Genomic DNA, 23896 nt, shown 5'->3' with positions numbered 1-23896 from the left:
GACCTCCCACCGGTGTCCGGCGATCCCCAGCCGGTTAATTCCCCCGCCATAATTCAGGAGCTGACTCACCATGTCTGATATTCAGCGCATCATCGATGTCTCGCGCTCTTTTGAATCCATCCTGTTGGAAAAGGAAGAGCGCTCCCGCAAAACTGCCTGGCGGGTGGCCGCTGCCGGGCTGATTCTGGCTGCACTGGCGGTCGCAGCCATTATTATTCTGCTGCCGCTGAAAACCACTGACATTGAATTGTGGTCGGTGGACAAACAGACCGGTCGTTATGAGTATATGACCCGCCTTAAAGAGCGGGATATTGCGTCTGAAAAAGCACTGGCCCACTCACTGGCGGCACACTATGTCAGTCTTCGCGAAGGGTATAATTACTTCTCCCTCCAGCGTGATTACGACGACGTACAGTTATTTAACAGCGACACTGTGAACCGGGATTATCTGGACAGGTTTAACGGCGAACAGGCTCCGGACGTTATTTTTAATAAAGCCGAATATGTCGTCTATATCGACATTATTTCTAATGTGCATGCACCTGCCACCGGACCCGATAACCTGGCAACACTGCGTATTAAGCGCACCCTCCGTCGTATTTCTGATAATTCAGTGAAAACGGACTTCTGGAATATCCGCCTCACTTACCGCTATGTCCCGCATCAGCAACTGACGGACAGCCAGCGGGAAGTGAACCCGCTGGGCTTTATCGTCACCAGCTACCAGCGCGATAAAGAACTGAGGAGCGAATGATGCTGAAAAACATCCTGCTCCTGACGGGCTTAATGGTGTCATGCGCGACATGGAGCGCCGCCACCCCGCGCGGCAGCGGCTATGACAGCCGGATGCAGAACGTATCGTATAACAGCCAGAACGCCACCGTGGTGAATACCCGTCCCGGCTACGTCACCACGCTGCTGTTTGACGACGATGAAACTGTGATTGATGCACAAGCGGGTTTTCCAAAAGGCTGGACGGTCACGAAAAGTGATAACCGGGTCGGCGTCAGCCCGAACCCCATAACCCAGCCGGTGACGGACGCCAGCGGCAACAACGTCAGCCAGGTGTTCCTGCCCACGGCAAAGGACTGGAAGACCAACCTCTTCGTGGTGACCTCAAAGCGTGATTACAGCCTGGAGCTGAACGTGCTGGACCACGATTCCCACGCGCAGGCGTTCGTTATCCGTTACCACTATCCGGCCGAGGTTCGCCAGCAATCCGCCGCCGCCAGCGCCGAGCGTCAGACGCAGCAGCGTGAAAGACAGGAGAAGCAGCAGATAGCGGCGGCATTCGGACAGGCCAGCACGCCGCGCAACTGGCGCTACACCAAACGGGTCGCCGCCGGTTCGGCCTCCATCGCACCGGATTTTGCCTGGGATGATGGTCGTTTTGCTTATATCGGTTTTTCCCCCATCAAAACCCTGCCGTCTGTTTTCCGGGTGGTTAACGGACGGGAGCAGGCGCTCACGCCCCGGACAGTTAAGCAGGGTAATTACATTGTGATGGTGGTGCCGGCAGCGCCACAACTGGTGTTGCGTTACGGCACCTCGGTGGTAGGGATCGAAAACGACGGGTTCGGGCGCATCGCGATAACCCGCAGCGACACCGTTTCACCGTCCGTTACGCTGGAGGCCAGATGACCGATAAACCTGTCCCGGACAAGCCGGAAAAAACTACCGCAGAGCGGGAAGCGGAAGCCCGCGAACGCGCCCGTGCGGCAATGGCGTATCAGGAGCCGGAGCAAAGAACACCGCCCGGCCAGCCGGAAGTGACCCGTTTTCGTAAGGCATCCGGTCGCCGCACGCTGACCGTCAGCCTGCTGAGTCTGGCGCTGGTGATCGCCCTGGCATCCGGCGGCGATCGTCTTTTCAGTGCATTGAAAGGGGGTAATGAGAAAGAAGCCGACACCTCGCCGCCGACCTCCGCCGGGAAGACGCTGCATGAGCGTCAAAATCTGGGCATGGACAGTAACCCGTTTGGCCTGTTCGGGCCGCACACACAGGACGAAACAGACCCTGCCCGCCAAGCCGTCACTCCCGCACCCACCCTGCCACCAGCCCCACCCGCCCTGAACAAGGCAGCCGCACTGGCTGACGGGCTGAACAACGCCCGAACAATGCCGGGTGATAATGCACGCACGTCCCCGGGTGAAATGCGTAGCAACGCAGAAACGTCCAACAGTCCGTCATCATCCACGACGTACACATCCTGTCCGTCAGTACTGACCAGAGGTAAAGATGGCCGCCTGCGCTGCCCGGAGACTGCCTCGCCGGAAACGGGTAATAACGACAATCCGGGCGTCGCCCGTGTCACCGGCGTCAGACCGCTGGGCCTCGATCCTGATCTCTATATCCCGGTGGACCGCTATATCCCGTGTTCGATGATGTGGCGCTTCGTGTCCGATGTCGCGGGGCATATTTCCTGCCAGGTCAGTGAAGATGTTTACAGCGCCAGCAACCATGTGACGCTGATCCCGGCGGGAACGGTCGCTCGTGGCATCTACCGCACCGGGGCGCTGCAACACGGACGCAGCAGGATGTTTGTGCTGTGGACGGAGCTGCGTACGCCTGAGCCCGGCAGCCTGCAAATCCCGCTAACTGATACGCAGGCCAGCGGCCCGCTCGGCGAGGCGGGGATCTCAGGTTGGATCGACAATCACTTCTGGGAGCGCTTCGGCAATGCCCTGATGCTCAGTACCGTGCAGGACGTGGCTGCGGCGGCGTCGGATGCTGCCCCGGGGAAAGACCGCAATACCGACTACACCGAAAACACCCGCGCCGCCACGGCGGAAATGGCGAAAACGACGCTGGACAACAGCATCAATATCCCGCCCACCCTTTACCTGAATCAGGGTGATGTCATCGGGATCATGACCGGCACCGACATTGATTTCTCATCCGTCTGGCAGCTACGACTGAAAAAGAGGTGGTATGAACGCTGAAAACCTGTCGCTGGATTTTATGAAAAAACAGCTGTTTGGTGATTTTATTGCGCAGGACGGCCTGACGGAAATTGCCGTTAACCGGCCGGGTGAACTGCATACCAAAATTCGGGGGAAATGGCGAAGACATGAAGCCCCCATTACGCTGCGCCAGTGTTACGCCTTTGCCAGAGCGCTGGCGTCGTGGCAGGACGATAATATCGACGACACCTCGCCGATCCTTTCCGCCACGCTTGAATCAGGCGAGCGCATTCAGGCCATTATTCCCCCGGCCTGTGAGCGTAATACCGTGTCTATTACCCTGCGCAAACCCTCATTCGGGCAGAAAACGCATCAGTCATGGATTGATGCGGGATTTTATAACCGGGTGACCGGTAGGGAGCGAACGGAAGGCAAAGATGTTGAACTGACCCGCTACTATCAGAGTGAGGATATTCCCCGCTTTATGGAAAAAGCGGTGGAATACGGCAAGACGATTTTTATCGTCGGTGAAACCGGGTCCGGTAAAACCACCTATATGAAAACGCTGCTGCACTCGATTCCCCGGCACCTCAGGCTGACCACCATTGAGGATAATCCCGAAATCCGGCTCTATCACCACACCAATTATGTCCATCTCTTTTATCCAGCGGACGCCGGGGATAATGCCATTATCACGCCCGGCAGACTGATACGCGCCAATTATCGTATGAACCCTGACCGGATATTACTGGCTGAAATTCGCGGTCGGGAAGCCTGGGATGCCCTGAAAATCGTCGGTTCAGGGCATGAGGGATTGATAACCTCCCTGCATGCGGGCAGCCCGGAAGAATGTATCGAAGGGTTAATTGACCGCTGCTATGAAAACCCCGACTGCCGGAACATGCCTTTCGACGTGCTGTTACGCAAGTTGCTTAAGAGCATTGATGTGATAGTCAGCATTGATATTCACGGTGACATACGCCGGATGAGTGATGTTTATTTCAAACCCCTTCATCTCAATGACATGAGAGGTGTATTCAGCAAAGGACTCCAGTAAATAACATATCCAAATACGCTACCCTTGTTTAAATGTGAAGGTGACCGAAATGAAAAAAGTAATATCCTCCGCATTATTACTCAGCGCTATGGCGTCATATTCCACCTCCGTCATGGCCGCTGACGCCTGTGAAGTGGTGTTATGCATGTACGGTAAAGCCACCGGGAACGGCGGCGGCAATGAATGCCATTCGGCCGAACGAGCATTCTTTAACATCGTCAAAAAGAACAGGCACGGTTTTCTGCCGGACCATACTGCCGATGCCAGAAAATCGTTTTTACTTGAATGTGATTCGGCAGACCCCGCCATTATCAGCCAGATTATCAATAAATTTGGCCGCATGCGTGGTTAATTAGCGGAGGTTATCTTTATGACGAAACCGGGTTTTATTCAGCATCCCTGGACACATCAGCGCGGAGATTCCATGCGCGCAGCCTGTGTTATTGAGCACATTGAAAATGAGTCGATGCACGGATGCGGCCTTTATTATGAAATATATCACTACTGGGTTATATGCCGGTTATTGCAATTACTGCAAACGCTGAACGGCACCGACAGAATAACGCTGACAGAAGAAGCTAACCGTCGAGGGTTTACGCTTGATGAAACCAGCATTAAAGAAAGTCGTCAGTGTTATTCCGACATCATCAGGGAAATCCGCGAGAACCAATATTAACCCCTGCTATTATTTTATTCTCAGTTCTCAAACGACAGCGGAATATTTCAGCCGAATCAGGCTTAAGGCGTGGCGGTTTTCAGGTTTTTACGGTCTAGCACATTTTTCGCGAATTAAGGAGTGAAGAAATGCGGGCCGTAAAAATGAGGCAGCGGACAGAATTATTTTCGCGGGTTAAGGAGCGAAAATAGTTCAGGCACCGCGCCTCACCGGCAAACAGCCGCGCCCACGCGGATTTTGCCGGCCGGGGGGAGCCGAATAAATTTCGCCGCCCCAGCGAGCGAAAAGCTGTCGCCCACGACAGCGATTTATTTGGGGGGCACAGCCCCGCACACCGTCGCGGCTAAGTCTCCGGCCAAAAGCCGGTAGCGTGGCGCGACCACCCTCTTTAAAGGTCTGCTTCCCTTTTATTCCCGCTGCGAGGCACGAGCAAAGGGAAGAAAAAGGCGAAAGCGACCGTCTTAAAGGGGGTGGTCGCGCGTAGCGGGCGACGGTGTGCCGCCATTGACCCTGGGGGTTTTGGAGTGGCGTTCAGCCACGACATTACCCCCATGCGGCAGGCTATAAGGGCGTCCAGCCCGCATGTACTGGCGCACGCCGATTCGTACCGGGAAGCATGCTTTCCGGCACATGGCCGCACAGCGGCCACCTTCTTTACCCCATACGCTCGCCCCGCCTTTTCGCCCGACACCATGGGGCGAACTGATGGGGCGATGTCATGGGGCGAATCTCTGACGAAGGAGGCATCATGATTTTAAATAAGCTTGCCGCTTCACTGTCACCGATAGTGAACGGGATGCTGGCGCTGCTCGCTTTTGTGCAACAGCAGCAACTGATAATGGCGTTATTAGCGGGGCTGACGATGCCGTTTTTTGCATCAATGAAAAGCGATGAACGGCAGAAAGCTCCGCTCTGGAAAAAGCTGATTATGGTTTTTTCCCTGCTGTGTTTCCTCTCCAGCACACTGGCCCCGGTCGTTATCGGTTTTTTTCAGTGGCTGTATAAGACCAGACTCACCAGTGATAATACAGCACTGGCCTGGTCAGTACGGATTGCCTTCACTGTAACCGGGATTATTTTTCATATTATGCTTCGCCGGATATTCACGCCGGAACTGGACAAAATAAAGAAACGCCTTGTAAAAAAAACTACCCTTGAACGGGAATTGCGCACCGATGTCCGCACCGTAAAGTCCCTGCTACCGGAAACACTGCATTATGAGCCGCTGGATTATATCGATCTGAATAAAGGCATTTTTACTGGCATGGACAGAGAGAACGAACCAATGTATCTCCCGTTAAAAGACTGGCAGAAACAGCACGCGGATATTATCGGCACCACCGGAGCCGGTAAAGGCATTGCCGCCGGCATATTGCTATATCAAAGCATTCTGGCCGGTGAAGGTGTGTTTGTTATGGACCCCAAGGATGATGAATGGGCACCGCATCTTTACCGCAAAGCCTGCGAGGATGCAGGCAAACCCTTTGCCTTAATTGACCTGCGAAAACAGCAATATCAGTTAAACCTGATTGAAGATATTACGCCAGATGAACTCGAAGAATTGTTCGTTGCCGGTTTCAGCCTGGCGGAAAAAGGACAGGAATCGGATTTTTATCGCATTGATGACCGAAAAGCCGCGCGTATGGCCGCACAATTTGTCAGCGAAAATCCATCGACAACAATCAGGGATGTTTATAACGGTGATTACGTTCAAGGTATTGCCGAAAAAATCAAAGCATTTTTTGGCAAGATTGAGGAACTGGCATTACTCAATGCCATTAATTCACCGGAAGGTTTTTCGCTTAAGCACATATTTGATAAAGGCGGCTGCTGTTATGTTATCGGCTCCATGCGAAACAGCAAAATTATTACCGCCCAGCGCATGCTGCTGGTTCGCCTTTACCAGTTAGCAGAAACGCGCGATCGAGTAACAGACGTCCCCCGCCCCATTGCTGTTTATCTTTCCGAACTGAAATACCATTTATCCAGGCCAGCGCTGGAAGGTTTAGGCGCGGCTCGGGATAAAGGCGTGCATATTATTATGGATCACCAGTCCATTGCCGATTTAAAAGACTGCCCGGTAGATTTGAAAGGTGACGCCGTTGTCGGTGCGGTCGTTGAAAATGCCAAATTCAAACTGGTTTATCGGGTTATGGATCCGGATACAGCAGACTGGATAGCGAGAATGTCAGGAACGATTCTGGTGGATGACGAACTCCGTAAGGCTAAGACGGATAATATGCTCACTGAAACCATCGACAGTGAGCGCACAATCCGCCAGGCCGAACGTTTTTTTATTGACAGCAATATGATCCTGAACCTGCCTGATTTTGTCAGTTTTATCTTTACGACAACAACGCTACCTTCTGCCTCCCTGATTTCACCGATAAAGGTCAGAAAGCGCCGGTTAAAAACCTTTTCTGTTTCCCCTGATATTGCCGCAGCGGCGGCACCGGTGAAGATCGCACTGGATTTTGGCGACGATGATAAACCAACCGCGCTGGATGTGATGACATCGCACCCGGCTCTTTTCTTCGACGAAAGCGAAGTAAAACCGACAAAGCCAAAACCTGATGATGAAAAAGACCTGTCCCCGCTGGATTTTTAAGGAGCGGTTATGCTGATTTCGTCATTTCACGAGCGCCAGACGCGTAACAACGAAAAAATAAAACAACTGCTGAACTTCCTGAAAGAAGAAACCTACAGCGATTTTAAAACGCTGATGCTGTTGTTTGGTTTCCGGGATCATAAGTCTCTTTATTCGCTACTGGCAAAAACAGAGCGAATGGGGTTAATACAGAAGCATGTGCTTGAATCACGAACAATGAAGATTTCATTATGGGGGATCACCAGCGACGGACTGGCGGTAGTGCTAACCCCGAATGATAAAATCTTTCCCGCGAGGTTTGAACCGTCCAGAGTTACCGGCTGGACGCTGGAGCATCATCTTGATAATCAGATCGCCAAGCTTATTCTGGAGAAAAAAGGCGCTTCGGGATGGATTAACGGCGACCGGGCCGGCTTTCTTAGTCAGTATCAGGTAAAACATCGCCCGGACGGATTACTGACGCTGCCTGACGGTAACGTTATTGCCATTGAAACCGAGCGCCGCCTGAAAACCCGGGCCCGGTATCAGTCGATCATGGCAAGCCACCTGCTGGCCCGTACCCGCAAGCAGTGGATTTACGTTTTTTATGTTGTACCCGAACCACAGAAGAAGTGTGCACTTGAACTGCTGTTTGACAGCATCAGGCATGTCATCATCAACCATCAGCACGTCCCGCTGGAAGAACGCCACCGCCGTGTGTTTCGCATTTATACCCTTGATGAACTGAAACGCCTGTCATTAGACAGCTATACGTAAGCTTTTACACAGGCCATCATGGTGGCCTTACCGGCCTGGCAGCGATACCGCCAGGCCAGAAATTATTTATTCCACTGCGAGGCGCAGACTGTTCGGTACTCGCTGTGTTGCGTTCCGCCTCAGTCTGCGCCTTGCAGCGTTGCCGGTTAAAAACCATGTAACCGCATTCCCTTGCGGTTGTCCGGCTCCGGCCTCAGAGTTTATCCATCAGATAACGATGCGCTTTAGAGGCGGCGCTGGCCGCTTTGAAAATATAGCGCCTGTCGTTTTTCAGTGCTTTCAGCCAGTAAGCAATGTAGCTTTCATGTTGTACCTCTCCCTCAATCCCCAGGTCCGCCATCAGAAAAGCACTTCCCAGCTCCGCCACCAGTTCTTCCTCTGCATAATCCGCACTGCCAAACTTCCCTTTCATTTCACGGTTCAGGCGTTTTTTACCCCCACTCCAGTGGACAAGCTCATGCAGGCCGGTAGCGTAGAAGTTAGCCGCATCAGCGAATAGATGGCGCTCCGGTAACCAGACTTCGTCAGTTGATGGGCTGAAAAAGGCGTTTTGTCCTTTCTCAATGATGTTTGCGCCGCTCTTCCTGAACAGATTTTCAGACTGCGGCAACGGGGCAAATGTCGCTTCCGGGCTGACTGTTTCAGTTGTCAGGGGCAAACCGTCGATTTGCTGAACGTTAAACACGGTGAAAGTTTTCAGCATCGGGATTTGTTCAACGTCTCCGGCGTCGTTTTCCTTCTCCAGCGTAGTGTAGAAAATGGCTGTTGTGCCATGCTCGCCCTTGCGAACCTGTCCACCTGCTGCCTGTGCCTGTTTGTAGGTCATCCAGCGTGAATCGCTGAAACCCTGTTCTCACGGTCTGTACCTTCTTATCAATCCAGGCGGCTCACGTCACTGGTATCTTAAATATCGTATAAACGGCAAAGAGTCCCGCATTGCACTGGGTGCCTATCCTGCTGTCTCCCTGTCTGATGCCCGGCAACAGCGTGAAGGTATCCGTAAAATGCTGGCGCTGAACATCAACCCGGCGCAGCAACGTGCCGCTGAATGCGGAGCCTGTACACCGGAGAAGTTGTTTAAAACCGTGGCGCTGGCGTGCCATAAAAACAATAAAAAATGGTCGCAGAATACTGCTGACCGTTTGCTCGCCAGCATGAATAACCATATCTTTCCGGTGATTGGTAATCTGTCTGTTGTGGAACTTAAACCCCGTCATTTCATTGACCTGCTGAAGGGGAGCGAGGAAAAAGGCCTGCTGGAAGTCGCGTCCCGCACGCGGCAGCATCTCAGCAACATCATGCGTCATGCCGTCCATCAGGGATTCATCGACACCAACCCGGCAGCGAACCTTGACGGCGTGACAACACCGCCCGTCAGACACCACTATCCCGCCATGTCGCTGAAACGGCTGCCTGAATTGCTTGAACGTATTGAAGATTATCATCAGGGAAGACAACTCACCCGACTTACCGTCCTGCAGACGCTGCATGTGTTCGTCCGCTCCAGTGAACTGCGCTTTGCCCGCTGGTCAGAGATTGATTTCAGAAACCGGGTCTGGACGATACCCGCCACACGGAAACCCATCGAGGGAGTGCAATATTCCGGTCGCGGTGCCAAAATGCGCTCTCCACATATCGTGCCGCTCTCGCGTCAGGCTGTCGCCATTCTGAAAAAGATTAAGGATATTTCCGGTGATGGTGAACTGGTATACCCTGTCGACCATAACCCGTATAAACCGATGTGCGAAAACACCGTGAACAAGGCACTGCGCCTGATGGGATATGACACGAAACAGGATATCTGCGGAAACGGCTTCAGGGCAATGGCATGCAGTGCCCTGATGGAGTCCGGTTTATGGTCACAGGATGCGGTGGAACGCCAGATGAGCCATCAGGAGCGCAACACCGCGCGTCTGGCCTATATTCATCGGGCCGAACATCTGGAAGCCCGCAAGACGATGATGCAGTGGTGGTCGGATTATCTGGATGCGTACCGTGAATATTATGTATCCCCCTATATCCTGGTCCGGCAAAAACATGACACCGCCGCCTGACTTGTCAATTACTCGTTCAGAAACCTCAACGCCGTATCAGCCAGCGCTGGTACGGCTTTTTATTCAGGTCATTATTTATATTCTGAACACTCCGCGACATCGTCTTTCTTCAACAAGTCTTCAATGGCTTCATCCAGTAACTGGCTTACCGGCCCACGGGTAACACAACCTGTTACACACGACTACCAGAAATAGTAAACAGGGTCGTTCTACTGGCATCAATATCTCCTCAGGTGTTACGATGTTCATCCTGGTCAAAATCAGCCTCCGATAATCCAGGGGTGGATTTGTTGTTGCTGGCTTTGTCCGGGGCTTGCTTCGTCGATAAACAGGATGTCATATGAAGATCTACTGGACGCGAAAAAGTATTCCTGAACTTGCAGACCTTCCGCCACAGCTCAGGAAGAAAAACTTTAAAGATGCCTATAACGCCATATCGACTCATATTGAATACTGGGCTGGGGCAGCTATTGCTTTTATCTGGATATTGTTCTTTTTCAGGGTATATGATTACTTTTTACCAAACCAGAACACATTTCCGCGTGATATTATCAGAACTTTATGCGTGGTCTGCCCCGGAATCATAATCTGGTATCAGTTTATTATTTATGGAATGAGAAAACATTATCGCCATATACTGGAAAGAGGAAAAAGAATAGATAATGAAAATGATTCAGAGAGGTTAATAAGGGAAGCGGACGCCAGAGAGTATTATCAGTGGAGAAATGTGCGTCGTTTTATCCTTGTGCTGACCATTGTTATTGCCTTTTTATCCTTACTGTTGCTGGCTAAAACAGTAAGGTAGGTGAAGAATGAATACAAACTCTTTTAGTAAATTACAAATAAAATGGTGGACTGTACTACTGACTGTATTTTTTACAACACTTGTATTTTTCACACCAGATTTCATTGGCGTATCTGACAATATTCAATCACTTATTCGCTCGATAATTCTTAGCACTATTTTAGTCGTTATAATGCCGGGCATAAATATAACTTATGGTCGCCCGGAGCCAGGGGAAAAACCATGATAAAATATATTATTATCGGAATTATATACGGAGGATTGTTCTTCAGCCCATGGGCATTATGCACAATTATAGTTTATGGTGTGTCAGTGAATATTGTTTATAAACTTCCCATTATTCTGGTATTTGTCACGGGTGCTGCGGATGTTCGTCTGATAAACAACAGAACGTCGCCACAATAAAAAACGGTGACGCCTCTAATTAGTTGACTCTGATGTATAATACGTGCTTTTGAGGTTATCTCATGGCCAGCGTTAACGTTCATTGTCCCCGTTGTCAGTCCGCTAAGGTCTACCGCCATGGTCAGAAGCCTAAAGGCCATGACAGATTTCGCTGCCGTAACTGCCACCGTGTGTTTCAGCTCACTAACCCGTGGCGATTCAATCCTGAATGTCGCCATTTTCATCGACGGCTATTAACTCAGCCTGAGCGCTTGATGCTACTTTTTCCGCCACAAGTTTTGTACGACCATAACCATAATAATAAACTACTACAATATTCATAATATTTCTCCTTAATTATTTTGGTTTATTCGTTCTTGGCTGGAAGACGGTATTTCCCCGCCTCCAGAGACATAATACACATTCCCCCCATGAAATAGAGCCTCACTTTCAAGTCACCAGCCCCCCATGCCCGTGAGAGTAAAAAAACTCCCAAACCCGACTAATAATGTGGCAATAAGAATATTAAAGGAATAAATTAAAGCTGCCAGACGAGTTTGAAAACCTAAGCTCAGAAGAGCTGGTGAAATGATTTCACCCACAAAACCTCGTATGCCACAAATCCAGGAATGTGAAGGGATTGTAACGTGTCATAAATTCAGACAACACCGTGTCTTAATTTAGCAATACCATGGAAGAGCATCAACACACCAAAAGTTATCCGAAGCAGAAGCCTGCCAGAATCTGGATGGTTTGTATACTCATTGAATAATCGATGGTCATTTCGAAAATTCTGTTATATTCATCACAGAGTATTGTAGTTATATTTAAATTATGGTGAGAACATATGCTCTCACCATGTAATATTATTAATGAGTAATAGGCTTATCGGGATATAATCCAAGCCATCCTGGCGATGGTTCACCTTTAACTTCCCCAAGGTATAATCCTATCTGGGTACGAAAACGTTCTACTTCTGCGCGATTGCTCATGAATTTTACAAACGCTTCCGGGTTGGTATTATGGTATTCCCATATATGTTTATATCCTTCAGGAGGAGCAACGTCGGTTCTCACTGACCACATGTACCAGATATCTTTTTGCGTTTTTTTATCCAGCAACCAGTTCAGATATAATTTTGCGCCTTCAGGATGTTTTGCATGTTTGAATATAGCCGCTCTCTGCGCCCATGAAACAAAAGGATCATTTACAGGCAGAACAAAGCGCGAAGCTGTTTTATTATCCGGTACCAGGGCCCCATCTGTTGAAAATGTTGCGACAGCTTTACCGCTTTCCACATCATCTGCGGGAGCCTGTGTTCCACGAACAAAAATGGGTTTCTGTTCACTAAATCTGGCAACATAACTCCAGCCATACTTATCAACAACCTGTTTAAACCAGAACAGAACGGCATCGTCATCATTTGGATAAGTCACAACGATTTTCCCTTTAAGATCTGGTCTGAGATAATCGGATGCCTCACGGGGCCATTCCTTCTCTTGAAGAAGATGGATATTGATAACATTGCTAAACGCATCAACAAAAATTCCTGTCCAGGCACCATCTTTGTCTCTGAACTCCGGCCAAATCTTATTCCATCCGGAGGGTTTATAATTCAGCAGAACACCTTCCTCTTTCCAGCGAGGAAAGTCCTGAAGCGTCTGTAACTGGACTACATCAGGTATGAGTGTGTTAGTCGTTAACTGATTATCGATTCGTGCATCATGGTACTTGCTGTAGTCAACGATAACATTGAGAGTCATGCCGGGGAAACGTTGCTCGAATGCCTTTTTCATTCCATCCTGCTGCCCAGGGGTATCGCCTCCAGCATATACAGTGACACCCCCCCCCTCTTTAAGGGCACTTTTGTAGATGTCATCTAACGAACGATTTTCCTGATGAGTCGCAGCCAGGGTTGAAAATGATAGTATCCCGGAGGTTAACGCTACAACACCAGCCACAATGGAAACCAACTTAGGTTTTCTCTTCATTGATTCGTTCCTTTTACGGTATGCCAGTAACAATCGGCAGAATATTCCATCTGATATTATTAGATGAAAAGTACCAACTGAAATCTAACTCAAAGAATAGCAGGGCAAAATGAATCCGTGATAATATAGCGTTTCACATGTTCCTGATTTTTTGCTTTCAGGTCAACTGTTCACCACATTAGCAAACCAGATATAAATCATCCCATTAAAAGTTGAATAAAATGCAGAATTACTTTAATGACTCGGAGCAATTGTTAACTAAGATAACCGGCACGATTGTATGACAAAGCAGCACAACTGGTCACCCAGGATACTAGTGCTGCATTTGTGTATATTTACTTGTTGTAAAGTTCGCCGATCACCACGGCTTGTCCGCCATTACCTACACTCTCAAAACCCTTAATGACATAATATTCAGCACCGTCTTTATCTGCAGCTTTAGAAATTTTATCCATACAACTATTAACAGTATCTTCTGTTACCGTAATAGTTTTTACCAGTTTCATTGAAGATGCTTCTTTCTGAGAAATTTCAGTTGCAGCAAAAGCTGTAACCGAGCAGGTCATCAACACCAAAGACAAGGCAATTGATAGTTTTTTCATAACGATAATTCCTTTGAACAATAAGTAAAAGTAACAAAACCACGCATGCCTATTAATAGCACACAGATTGTAAACTAGGAATGGCACTGGGCAAATTCAGAGTTATATCCTGATAATTGCACACCGTGCAATTATGGTTTTTATTAAAAATCACACGAGTAGCATAAATGTAAAATTATGCTTATAATTCAATTATGAATGTAATTAACAGGTACGCTACGGGTTCTGCTGACACAGATGACTACTGATGGCATGATGAGAAAGAAACGAGCTCGTGGAGAGCACACTTTAGAACAAATCCTTGACAGTGCGGCGGAAATTATTCGTATGGATGGAATAAAAGCCTGCACCCACAGGGCTGTAGCCCAGTACCTTGGAATATCTACGGGAACCATTACATGGCATGTTGGTTCCCTCGATAATCTGCACAAGAGCGTCCTTGAAAGAGCAGTTCTGTCGTTTCGCAACCAGACCATTGAGTGGTTTGCAAGTGCAGAGAAATCTCAACCTGCAAAGCTTCTCACACAATTTCTGTTCTGGACTATCAGTGAAAATGAGAGGTTAGCTCGGGAATATGAATTATTTATCGCTTCGGTTTCGCGCCCCTTACTGAGAAAAACCTCCGCTACATGGCTCGAAGTTCATAGCCAGATTTTGCAGGATACTCTTCTGCTAACGAAAAACCAGTCTGATGCATGTGTTGCTTATACGGATGCATGGTTATTGAGAAGTATTATTTACGATGGGGCCGAAACGCTTGATCCGATGCTCATTGAGGATGCATTCAACTATATTCTGAATAGCCGTGGAGTACATATGATTTGAACAGGACTGTTTTTAATTAACCAACTCAGCCTTGTATTTTTTTCAATACAAGATATTACACACAGATATGGGAGATCAGTATTGTAAGTTTTTTACCAGTTTGACAGGCCTCATGCTCTCTTATATAACATTTTACCATAACACTTAAAAACATATGATATTAATTAAACTTAAATAGACTTTTAATACCATCCCGGCATTATTTAATGTCCGCTCGGAAATAATATTAATTGTTCTTTCAAAAAGAAGCACAATGTGTTTTTCATTAATCATTAAGTTCATCTTTTCCTCCGGCATTACAAGTCGGACTGCCTGCGCATTCAACAGTATACGTTTTGCTGCCAAACCAAAATCAGCCCTCTTCTCCAACTACTGTTATTGCTGGTTCAGCAGAAAAAGCATTGACGTCAGAAAAGTATATATATCTTTTTGTTGTCTTTAATTCATTGCCACGCACTGCCATTAAGATGCAAGTCAGCAATAAAATCCATTAATCGCACCATGTGCAATTACACCCATACTAAATCTCCTTCAAAAAAACTGATTTACTTTTTCAGTTTTAGACGGTAAACAATATCATTTAATCTGCTATTATAAACACATATCAGTGGGGTGCTGACAAAAAATTAAAACCTCTTAAAATCTGAGATTAACTTATGTTATTTATAATAGGATTTTTATTTTTTGATAGCCCCATGACTTTTGCTAATGATTTTTCTTGCTTAACCAAAATAACAGCCTGAGTGGGTCGCGTTATCATGAATGATATGTAGTATATTTACATTCCGGTCAATGTTTTAACGGTTCATTTTCAGTAACAGATAGCAAATTCATTAGAGAGAATATATGAATAATAGTAAACAGAGCTTTCACGGGAAATCCTATATTTTCGATTACAATGGTTTTGTTGCCCGAGATACATTTACTTCTGACGAAGTCATTTTTGAAGTTTTAACTGGTCCGGCGAAAGGAATTAAAGGTAAGGCAGCTTACAAAGCTCAAAACGTCGGAGAAGGCAAATTTTTGATTTCATGGCAGGAGGAAGATGGAGGCACTGTCGTCCATTTAGACGACTTTATCTCAGGCACTTCGCATTCTCATTATACTGATAAGGACCATAACTTTTTTGTTATGGCGGGAACATTGACGGAAGTTGCCTGACGCTGTCCATAAAGAACACAACGACAGAAAGAATATTTACCGGACCTGAAGCACCAGATTCCTGTTATTTACAGATACCTTAAATTCAGGACTCTGGTCCGGGTGTCCCCATTAAAACGCTAACACATTCCTTCAGGTGGGGGTTAAGCCAGGCAGTTCTCACTCCGGGTTTAACCTGTACTCACCGTTTGTATCCCGGCTGGAGACGTTCTGTAAGCCCCGTGTAGCCTGCTGATTACTCAAATTTATCACTCAGGAAAACATAGCCACGCTGGTTTCACTGGTTCTGTTTACGACTTGTTGAATTATCTTTACTTAAGATAACAATTATTATTATTCTCATAAGCATTAATGGTTAATCCTATGATTAAAAAAACTTTGACTTCATTTCTGCTCCCGACATTGCTCTCCCTTTCATTCGGCAGTCTTGCAACAGAATATCCACTAACAGTGACTGACCTGGATGGACGTAGTGTTACTCTGCAACATGAACCACAGCGCATAATCCTTCAGGATGGTCGCGACATCATGGCTATGGCACTGCTGGACAAAGAAAACCCTTTCATGCGTGTGGTTGCATGGAACAATCTGGCAAAAAGGCAGGACATTAATACATGGCAGCTGTTGAAAGAAAAATGGCCCCGTTCAGCTGATATACTTGACATGGGATTCAGCGATAAAGGTAACGTCAATCTTGAAAGTGTCATTGCCAGAAATCCGGATTTAATGATTGCTCAGTTGCGGGCCAAACCCGCCCTCACTGAAAGCGGTGTTATAGACAAACTCAGCAATCTGCACATTCCTGTTGTGTTTGTTGACTATGAAGTTCATCCCTTAAAGGATACTGCGCCAAGCATCGACCTCTTGGGGCAGATCCTCAACCGGGAAGACAACGCCAGAGCATTCACTGGCTACTATCGTGCACAACTCCGGATTATTCATGACAAAACCGACAGCATTACACCGAAACCCAGAGTATTTGTCGAAGCACTGGCCGGAAACAGCGACGCCTGCTGTTTTAGCCATAGCCATAGCGGCTGGGGGGGACTTGTCGAGGCCGTTGGGGCCACAAATCTTGGATCGCAACTGCTTCCCGGAGCATCGGGTTTTGTGTCGCTGGAAAAAATAATAAGCATGAAACCCGACACCTACATTATGACAGGCTCAAAAAGAGGGAACAGCCAGGTTCTGCCTTTAGGTTATGCAGCCAACGGGGAAGATGTCAACGATCAGGCTGGCAAACTGGTGGAACGTTCCGGTGTCAGAGACATCCCTGCGGTAAAAGAAAATCGCGCTTATGGGGTTTATCACCATTTTTATAACCACCCCTGGAATATTGTAGGTATGGAGTACCTGGCAAAAGACATTTATCCGGATGCTTTCAGCAGTCTCAACCCGGATGACACATACCACTATATCGTGCGTAACTTCACCAGTCTGCCTGACAGCCCATTTATATTTTCCTGGCACGAGGGCAAGTAACTCTGTATGCAATACACAACGAGAACTGTCAACGGGACTGATCCTGCGGACATGCAGACAATGCAGGCGAATTACCGAAATATTATTCGCCGTCGCATAACAATTATGTTGTTACTAATACTGTTTATCCTGGTATCACTGCTTCTGGATTTTATGATGGGCCCGTCTGGTCTGCCACTAAAATCTCTGTGGTATACCCTGATGAATTCACATGGTGCAGACGCCGGCACGCGTGTCATTGTCTGGGATATACGCATGCCTTTTGCCCTGATGGCCATCGTTGTAGGTCTGGCCCTTGGTCTGGCGGGCGCAGAGATGCAGACCATCCTCAATAATCCTCTTGCCAGCCCGTTCACACTTGGTGTGTCATCTGCTGCAGCCTTTGGTGCAGCTCTGGCAATAGTGGCGGGAATTGGCATTCCGGGGCTTCCGGCACAGTGGTTTATCCCTGCAAATGCGTTCATTTTTGCACTGCTGGCAGCCTTGCTACTCGATGGCATTACAAGATGGACAAAGGTAGCCTCATCCGGGGTTATCCTGTTCGGCATAGCACTGGTCTTCACCTTTAATGCGCTTGTCGCCATGCTTCAGTTCGTCGCCAATGAAGATACCTTACAGGGACTGGTTTTCTGGACAATGGGCAGTATTGATCGCGCATCCTGGTCAAAGGTGGGGATCCTTTTTTGCGCTCTGGTGGTGGTGATGCCCTTGTCAGTGTTGAGTTCATGGAAGCTGACCGCGCTGCGTCTTGGGGAAGACCGTGCCATGAGTTTTGGAATTAACGTGCGTCGTCTGCGTCTTACTACGCTCCTGCGCATCAGTATTTTGTCGGCAATTTCAGTGGCGTTTGTCGGCCCGATTGGCTTTATTGGTCTGGTTGCCCCCCATATTGCAAGGCTGATATTTGGTGAAGACCACCGTTTTTACCTGCCCGCAAGCGCCTTAACCGGAGCACTGATCTTATCTCTGGCTTCGGTGGCATCGAAGAATCTTTTGCCCGGAGCGATTATCCCGGTCGGGATTGTAACCTCACTGGTTGGCGTGCCTTTCTTCCTGAGCATAATCCTGCGACACAGAGGGAATATATGAGTGAGATAAAATCCGGGCTTGCCTTATCCCGGTTCAGCGCTGGTTACTCCAGGTATCCGGTAATTCAAGACCTTTCAGTTAATCATCTGCCCCGGGGAAAAATTACTGCGCTTCTGGGTCCAAACGGAAGCGGAAAATCAACACTTATGCGGGCGATAGCGGGGCTCGGGCCGTCAGCCGGAAAGGTCTTTCTGGATGGAGAAGATCTCATGGCACAACCGTTTGCCCGACGTGCCGAAAAAGTGGTGTATCTGCCACAGACATTACCCTCCGGAGTACACCTGCGTGTTCTTGAATCAGTCATTGTCGCCGCACGGGTAAGCGGAGGAGCACACATACCACAGATGCAAAATGATGTCATGGCACAGTTACACCAGCTCGGCATCGGGCATCTCGCGTTGGATTTCCTGGACAGGCTTTCCGGAGGCCAGAGGCAGCTTGCAGGCCTGGCCCAGTCGTTGATCCGTAAGCCCGAAATACTTTTGCTGGACGAACCACTCAGTGCCCTGGATCTGAATTATCAATACCACGTGATGGATATTGTCCGAAAAGAAACCCACAGGCGGAACATCATTACGTTAGTGGTGGTGCACGATATTAATATCGCGCTTCGTCACACTGACCATATACTGATGTTAAACAGAGGGAAGTTGTTTGCTGAAGGTGCACCTTCTGTTGTCATTACCCCCAGAACACTGGAAAGGGTTTATGGCGTACGTGGTCGTGTTGAGTCCTGTCCAGGGGGAATAAAGCAGGTCATTATTGACGGTCTTGTGGGCCCGTAATCTGTTAATCAGGTTTACGATAAATAAGTACACTTAAATATTAAATAGCATCGATAACTGAATGTGAAAAAATTAATGACCTTTATAATTATGGGCGGTTCTTTTACATCCACAGGAACTTTTGCCGATATCCTGAATGACAGTCATATCGATATTACAGCCCGTACCATGTATTATAATAATGACAGCAGGGCTGCTGCCGGTAAACAACCTGCGGGCAAACAACTGGGTCAGGGTTTTATTTTTAATGGACGTTCCGGGTATACAAACGGAAGTGTGGGTTTAGGAGTCGATGCCATTGGCTTACTGGGAATAAAAATTAACGGAAGTGATGGTCATAATACTCCAACCGGCATGTTCCCCCAACACCAAGACAACAGTTCTCCGGGCAGTTTTGGCTCTCTTCGTCTGGCGCTGAAGGCAAAAATCAGTAAAACAAAAGCGAGAGCCGGATTTCAGTCGCTTAATCTTCCGGTTATTAAAACTAATGACGGAAGATTACTGCCATCACTCTATCGCGGCTACACTATAACATCGTCTGAGCTAGAAAACCTGAATCTTGATGCCGGTTTCATCGATCGAACACAGGGACGGAATCAGACACATTTTCAAAAGCTAAAAGCGTCCGGAAAAGCACGCGGCTACAGCTCCGGGTTCAGCTATTTCGGAGGGTTTTATGCCCCCGAGAAGGGGCTTGAGCTGAGCTACTATTTTGCCCGTCTCAATGATTTCTATGATCAGCATTACATCGGCATTACCAGAACATTTCCTCTGGGCCCAGGGAATAAAATTAAAGCAGATCTCAGGTATTTCAACAGTCGCAGTGACGGACAAAGATACAGCGGAGATATTGATAATGACGCCCTGGGAGGGATGCTCTGGTGGTCGGAAAAAGGAAACACATTCGGGCTGGGCTATCAGAAACTGACGGGTCCCAGCAATTTTCCGTATCTGGACCCGGGACAAAGTGTCGATGGAGTGTCCACCAATACATCTGGAGGAAGTACCGGGCTTATAAGTGAGTCACCGCTTTCTAAATTCAGGACAGCCCATGAGCAGGCTATCGTACTCCGTTACAACGCCAGTCTGGACCAGTTTGGTTTTACCAGACTTCATTTTAACAGTAGTTATGTTTCGGGAAGCCAGGCCCGGGCGGCAAAAGACAGCGAGGGTCAGGACGAATGGGTCCGAACTTTTGGGCTGAGTTATGATGTTCCGGATAATATCGCTAAAGGGGTTACTGTAGCCTGGAAAAATGTGACCTATCGTACCAATATCACCGGTACGCGCAGCCAGGACCAGAACATCCTCCTGGTCAACTGGAAATTCGCGGCTCTTTGATTAAGCGTGACGAAGGATATCCTCACAGATACTGCTTCTGACCACATTGCGGATCCGCAAGTCAGATGCCAGTGGTTGCGGATTATCCTTTTGATTGTCATGGATATGATATATAAAGAGTGTTTACTTCATTATGGGCGTAATTGTATCCCGGGAAATATATTTCCGGGATACAATTGTAACAGCTTAACGCCAGTCAAGGTTTCGGAGTACTGAATATTTACCTTCTACGAGAAACAACAACACGACCGATATCATGAGATAGAAAACAAGGTCTTTATTGCCCATGTTCCAACGTCATTAACATGGAATGTATTACCTATATCCACCCTATCCCATGCCACAAAAATAGTACCAATTACAGTTATCGCAGACAAGCGACATAAAACTATCAGAATGATGAGTACAGGCGCAACAACCTAACCTAGATAAATATCATATCCGATAAATACTGGTGATTTTCTCTCCTGTAATATGCTGAGGATAAAATCAATACCTGAGTAAATTTTATGCCATCCATGGAAAAGTAAGAACTCACCCAATGTAAACCTCAGTAACAGGACTGCACGATAAATATTTGATATACATTTATTCATCACTTTCTCAGTGATGAGAATCCGGATAAAAATGGCTGTAGTCAAAGCGCTGGGATATAAGCGAGTAAACGGCATCAGGCCATCTATATCTTGTGTAACCGTGAATCATAGGTCCATAAATGGCTTCGTCAGCCATCAGATCTTCCATTCATCCCCCTTAAGGTTAATGTAAGCGACCAACAACTTCTGACATGAGAGTTGAACCCGTCATCGGATCAGGGATATTGAAGTCCCAAACTGAAGCATCCGAAAGGATAAATTATCTTTCGGTTACTCAATGCAATTCTGATATAATTCATATCTAAATTGTTACTATTCTATGATAAAAAAATCGGATAAATAATTCGGTACTTATTCTCATTTATCACCTGTATCTCCTGCCTGCCTTCATTTTTTAAAGCTAATCACATTATGTTATGTTATTACCTCATCGTACGGACATAATCCATGTATAAGCCATGAAAAAGATAAAACACAATATACTGCCTATATAATCCAGACAAAAGAGACCGATGCTTACAAACATAATGAAAACAAGTAACATCCTTAAACCATCATTAAATTCAACTTCTTCAACTAAGCCTGTCGTTAAAATCAGCCATATTGCCTGCTTTTAAAGTCAAGAGAAGTCAGTTGTATGGTAATAATTAAATGAGACACAAACTTTAATGATTGTTTTTTTATGATGCATATCCAATAATATTTTTGTTAATCAATAAATTTCAAATGAAATATTATCTTGACAAACAAAAAAGAGAGTGACATATGTACAAGACGCTTCTTACATTACTGATCATTGGTACAATCGGTTCCACCGCTGATGCAGCAGAGATTTACAACAAAGATGGAAACAAACTGGACCTTTATGGTCAGGTTGCTGCACGTCACTATTTTAGTAGTAATAATGCCATTGACGGAGATGCCACATTCATTCGATTAGGTTTCAAGGGAGAAACCCAAATCAATGATATCCTCACCGGGTTCGGGCAGTGGGAATATAATGTTCAGGGGAACAACTCAGAGGGTTCAGACGCAACCAGAGGTACAAAAACCCGTCTTGGATTTGCTGGCTTAAAAGTAAAAGATTTTGGTTCACTGGATTACGGCCGTAACTATGGGATCATCTATGATGTTGCAGCAATTACGGATACACCTGTAATCTTTGACGATGAAACGTTCAGTTCCACTGATAACTTCATGACAGGAAGAGCAAACGGACTTCTGACTTACCGCAATCATGATTTCTTCGGTATGCTTCCAGGGTTGAATTTCGGTCTTCAATACCAGGGGGCGAATGATGAAAGCAAAAATAACCCCCGAAGCCCATTCAACTCCAATGGTGATGGGTATGGTTTTTCCGTTGAATATGACACTGCTGCTAACTTAAGTATTCTTGGAGCTTACTCAAACTCCAAGCGTACTGACGAACAGAATATCCTTTCCCTTGGTAAAGGAGAGCGGGCAGAAATTTGGGCTACTGGTCTAAAATATGATGATAACAATTTGTATCTCGCCGCAACATATGCCGAGGCGCATAATCTGTCTCGCGTTACAAACTTGGGCTTTGCGAATAAGACACAGAATATTGAACTCGTAGCACAATATACATTTGATTCAGGCATCACTCCTCAGATAGGTTATTTTAACTCGAAAGCTAAGAATCTTGAAGGACATAGTGATCAAGACATTCTGAATTACTGGGATTTTTCTGTTTCGTATGCTATGAACAAAAATATGTCGGTATACGTCGATTATAAGCTTAACAAAATAAAGTCTGATAATAGCTTAAGTATTCCATCAGATGATCAGACAGGGATAGGCCTGACATATCACTTCTGATTATAGCTCCATTTATAGGAAGTTATAATATTATAGCTTCCTATAATAAATAGTAAATGTCATAATCAGCATGATTGCGCTAATAATTTATTTCTCAAAATAATCAAAGTTATTCATAAGTATCAAGCTCCAAAGTAATAACCTCTACCTCTGCTACTTTGAGGTATAAACTTAACTCCCTCATTCACAAGTTTCTTCCTCAAATTGCTGATGTGAAGGTCAATGACACGTTCTCCCGAATTACTTCCATACAGGCAAGCATCAACGAGCTCTTTTCTTGTAAACACTCTCTTGGGAAAGCGAATAAGATGCTCCAGTAAGCGAAACTCTGTTGGAGTAAACATATTCGTAATATCTTTACCAGAAGAATTTATCAAAATACTTCTGGCCATAGTATCCAGAGTAAGTTGCCCTGAAGAATATGAGGTAATGCTGTATTCGCCCAATGTGTAATCGATTCTACGTTGTATTGAAATAATTCGTGCAGATACTTCCCTTGCACGACAGGGCATAGCCATGAAATCATCAGCCCCGGCCCTGAGTGCAAATTCTCTGTCTATCTCAGTGGATCCTTCAGAAAGGATTATCACTGGTATGGTTGATACAGCTCTCAGGGAATAAAGTGAGTTCCATCCATCTGTTTCAGAAAGATTAATACACATGAGGATAAATGCAGGATTATATTGCTGGCTTAAATGTACTGTTTCATTAATTGATGCGGAAACAATAACCCTGAAACCATTCAATTCAAGTTCTGTATGAATGTCTACTAATGCGATATCATTTTTTGTAAATAGCATCAGTGTACTATTAAGCAGCATAAAGATATTCCCAAAGATAGCTATGCTATTATTTACTAATAAGTAATGAAATTTACACGGCTACAGCACATGTGAATTTCAGGAGATACTCTTCCCTTTGAATATGGAGTTTTCGCTAAAA

General features: G+C 46.7%; 20 protein-coding genes and 5 pseudogenes. 18 read left to right on the top strand and 7 right to left on the bottom strand.

The window, feature by feature from the left end; all coding sequences use genetic code 11:
* Nucleotides 1–70: 70 nt before the first annotated feature.
* The 8 genes from DTA24_RS10185 (at nt 71) to mobC (ending at nt 8000) form a co-directional block, all read left to right on the top strand.
* Nucleotides 71–754: a virB8 family protein gene (locus DTA24_RS10185; RefSeq protein WP_123836798.1), complete on the top strand. Its 684-nt coding sequence runs from the start codon at nt 71–73 to the stop codon at nt 752–754.
* On the top strand, nt 754–1641 hold the full coding sequence (virB9, locus tag DTA24_RS10180; protein WP_032699262.1) for a P-type conjugative transfer protein VirB9: 888 nt from the start codon (nt 754–756) through the stop codon (nt 1639–1641). Before DTA24_RS10185 ends, virB9 begins: the two co-directional genes overlap by 1 nt.
* Nucleotides 1638–2942, top strand: coding sequence for a VirB10/TraB/TrbI family type IV secretion system protein (virB10, locus tag DTA24_RS10175; protein ID WP_123836797.1), 1305 nt, complete (start codon nt 1638–1640; stop codon nt 2940–2942). Before virB9 ends, virB10 begins: the two co-directional genes overlap by 4 nt.
* The gene (virB11, locus tag DTA24_RS10170) at nt 2932–3960 is read left to right on the top strand and encodes a P-type DNA transfer ATPase VirB11 (RefSeq protein WP_123836796.1); all 1029 of its coding nucleotides are present in this window, start codon (nt 2932–2934) and stop codon (nt 3958–3960) included. The genes virB10 and virB11 overlap by 11 nt, the downstream gene beginning before the upstream one ends.
* A 49-nt stretch (nt 3961–4009) precedes the next feature.
* Nucleotides 4010–4312, top strand: a complete 303-nt coding sequence (locus DTA24_RS10165) for a TrbM/KikA/MpfK family conjugal transfer protein (protein WP_032699259.1) — start codon at nt 4010–4012, stop codon at nt 4310–4312.
* Nucleotides 4313–4330: 18 nt separating this feature from the next.
* Entirely contained in the window at nt 4331–4636 is a 306-nt protein-coding gene (locus DTA24_RS10160) for a hypothetical protein (protein WP_123836795.1), read from the top strand.
* Nucleotides 4637–5384: 748 nt separating this feature from the next.
* The gene (locus DTA24_RS10150) at nt 5385–7244 is read left to right on the top strand and encodes a type IV secretory system conjugative DNA transfer family protein (RefSeq protein ID WP_123836793.1); all 1860 of its coding nucleotides are present in this window, start codon (nt 5385–5387) and stop codon (nt 7242–7244) included.
* 9 nt (nt 7245–7253) lie between these two features.
* Nucleotides 7254–8000 (top strand): MobC family replication-relaxation protein, encoded by a 747-nt coding sequence (gene mobC / locus DTA24_RS10145; RefSeq protein ID WP_123836792.1) that lies wholly within the window; start codon nt 7254–7256, stop codon nt 7998–8000.
* 193 nt (nt 8001–8193) lie between these two features.
* Here mobC and DTA24_RS10140 read toward each other — a convergent pair.
* Nucleotides 8194–8853: pseudogene (locus DTA24_RS10140) on the bottom strand (ArdC family protein); the annotation flags it as partial.
* Here DTA24_RS10140 and DTA24_RS10135 point away from each other — a divergent pair.
* A pseudogene (locus DTA24_RS10135) lies at nt 8852–10054 on the top strand (tyrosine-type recombinase/integrase); the annotation flags it as partial. The pseudogenes DTA24_RS10140 and DTA24_RS10135 overlap by 2 nt on opposite strands.
* 71 nt (nt 10055–10125) lie before the next feature.
* On the opposite strand, the pseudogene DTA24_RS29080 reads toward DTA24_RS10135, so the two are convergent.
* Nucleotides 10126–10215: pseudogene (locus DTA24_RS29080) on the bottom strand (ribbon-helix-helix domain-containing protein); the annotation flags it as partial.
* A 179-nt stretch (nt 10216–10394) separates the two neighbouring features.
* Between DTA24_RS29080 and DTA24_RS10125 the strand changes: the two are divergent.
* Both DTA24_RS10125 and DTA24_RS10120 read left to right on the top strand, forming a co-directional pair.
* The gene (locus DTA24_RS10125) at nt 10395–10859 is read left to right on the top strand and encodes a hypothetical protein (protein WP_123836790.1); all 465 of its coding nucleotides are present in this window, start codon (nt 10395–10397) and stop codon (nt 10857–10859) included.
* A gap of 467 nt (nt 10860–11326) precedes the next feature.
* Nucleotides 11327–11449: pseudogene (locus DTA24_RS10120) on the top strand (IS1 family transposase); the annotation flags it as partial.
* A 13-nt stretch (nt 11450–11462) separates the two neighbouring features.
* Here the strand turns inward: DTA24_RS10120 and DTA24_RS28805 are convergent.
* The 4 genes and pseudogenes from DTA24_RS28805 to DTA24_RS10100 form a co-directional block, all read right to left on the bottom strand.
* Nucleotides 11463–11585: a hypothetical protein gene (locus DTA24_RS28805; protein ID WP_413773791.1), complete on the bottom strand. Its 123-nt coding sequence runs from the start codon at nt 11583–11585 to the stop codon at nt 11463–11465.
* Nucleotides 11586–11610: 25 nt separating this feature from the next.
* Nucleotides 11611–12012, bottom strand: a pseudogene (locus DTA24_RS10110) (DoxX family protein); the annotation flags it as partial.
* A 100-nt stretch (nt 12013–12112) separates the two neighbouring features.
* Nucleotides 12113–13234, bottom strand: a complete 1122-nt coding sequence (locus DTA24_RS10105; protein ID WP_123836789.1) for an ABC transporter substrate-binding protein — start codon at nt 13232–13234, stop codon at nt 12113–12115.
* Between the two features lie 335 nt (nt 13235–13569).
* Entirely contained in the window at nt 13570–13836 is a 267-nt protein-coding gene (locus tag DTA24_RS10100; protein ID WP_123836788.1) for a YdgH/BhsA/McbA-like domain containing protein, read from the bottom strand.
* Nucleotides 13837–14073: 237 nt separating this feature from the next.
* Here DTA24_RS10100 and DTA24_RS10095 point away from each other — a divergent pair, with 237 nt between their 5' ends.
* The 7 genes from DTA24_RS10095 to DTA24_RS10060 all read left to right on the top strand — a co-directional run bounded on the left by DTA24_RS10095 (nt 14074) and on the right by DTA24_RS10060 (nt 22954).
* On the top strand, nt 14074–14661 hold the full coding sequence (locus DTA24_RS10095; protein WP_123836787.1) for a TetR/AcrR family transcriptional regulator: 588 nt from the start codon (nt 14074–14076) through the stop codon (nt 14659–14661).
* 846 nt (nt 14662–15507) lie between these two features.
* Entirely contained in the window at nt 15508–15822 is a 315-nt protein-coding gene (locus tag DTA24_RS10090) for a MoaF-related domain-containing protein (protein ID WP_123836786.1), read from the top strand.
* 363 nt (nt 15823–16185) lie between these two features.
* Nucleotides 16186–17304, top strand: a complete 1119-nt coding sequence (locus tag DTA24_RS10085; protein ID WP_123836785.1) for an ABC transporter substrate-binding protein — start codon at nt 16186–16188, stop codon at nt 17302–17304.
* Between the two features lie 60 nt (nt 17305–17364).
* Nucleotides 17365–18393, top strand: a complete 1029-nt coding sequence (locus tag DTA24_RS10080) for a FecCD family ABC transporter permease (RefSeq protein ID WP_164481364.1) — start codon at nt 17365–17367, stop codon at nt 18391–18393.
* Nucleotides 18390–19178: an ABC transporter ATP-binding protein gene (locus DTA24_RS10075; RefSeq protein WP_123836783.1), complete on the top strand. Its 789-nt coding sequence runs from the start codon at nt 18390–18392 to the stop codon at nt 19176–19178. The genes DTA24_RS10080 and DTA24_RS10075 overlap by 4 nt, the downstream gene beginning before the upstream one ends.
* Nucleotides 19179–19253: 75 nt before the next feature.
* Nucleotides 19254–20519, top strand: a complete 1266-nt coding sequence (locus DTA24_RS10070; RefSeq protein WP_123836782.1) for an OprD family outer membrane porin — start codon at nt 19254–19256, stop codon at nt 20517–20519.
* 1361 nt (nt 20520–21880) lie between these two features.
* A complete protein-coding gene (locus tag DTA24_RS10060; protein ID WP_123836781.1) occupies nt 21881–22954 on the top strand; it encodes a porin in 1074 nt (357 codons plus the stop codon).
* Nucleotides 22955–23076: 122 nt separating this feature from the next.
* Here DTA24_RS10060 and DTA24_RS10055 read toward each other — a convergent pair whose 3' ends face one another.
* The gene (locus tag DTA24_RS10055) at nt 23077–23775 is read right to left on the bottom strand and encodes a response regulator transcription factor (protein ID WP_123836780.1); all 699 of its coding nucleotides are present in this window, start codon (nt 23773–23775) and stop codon (nt 23077–23079) included.
* Nucleotides 23776–23896: the final 121 nt, after the last annotated feature.

The sequence above is a fragment of the Klebsiella sp. P1CD1 genome, from assembly GCF_003790505.1.
Lineage (GTDB): Bacteria > Pseudomonadota > Gammaproteobacteria > Enterobacterales > Enterobacteriaceae > Klebsiella > Klebsiella variicola.
This window is presented reverse-complemented; position numbering and strand designations above follow the sequence as displayed.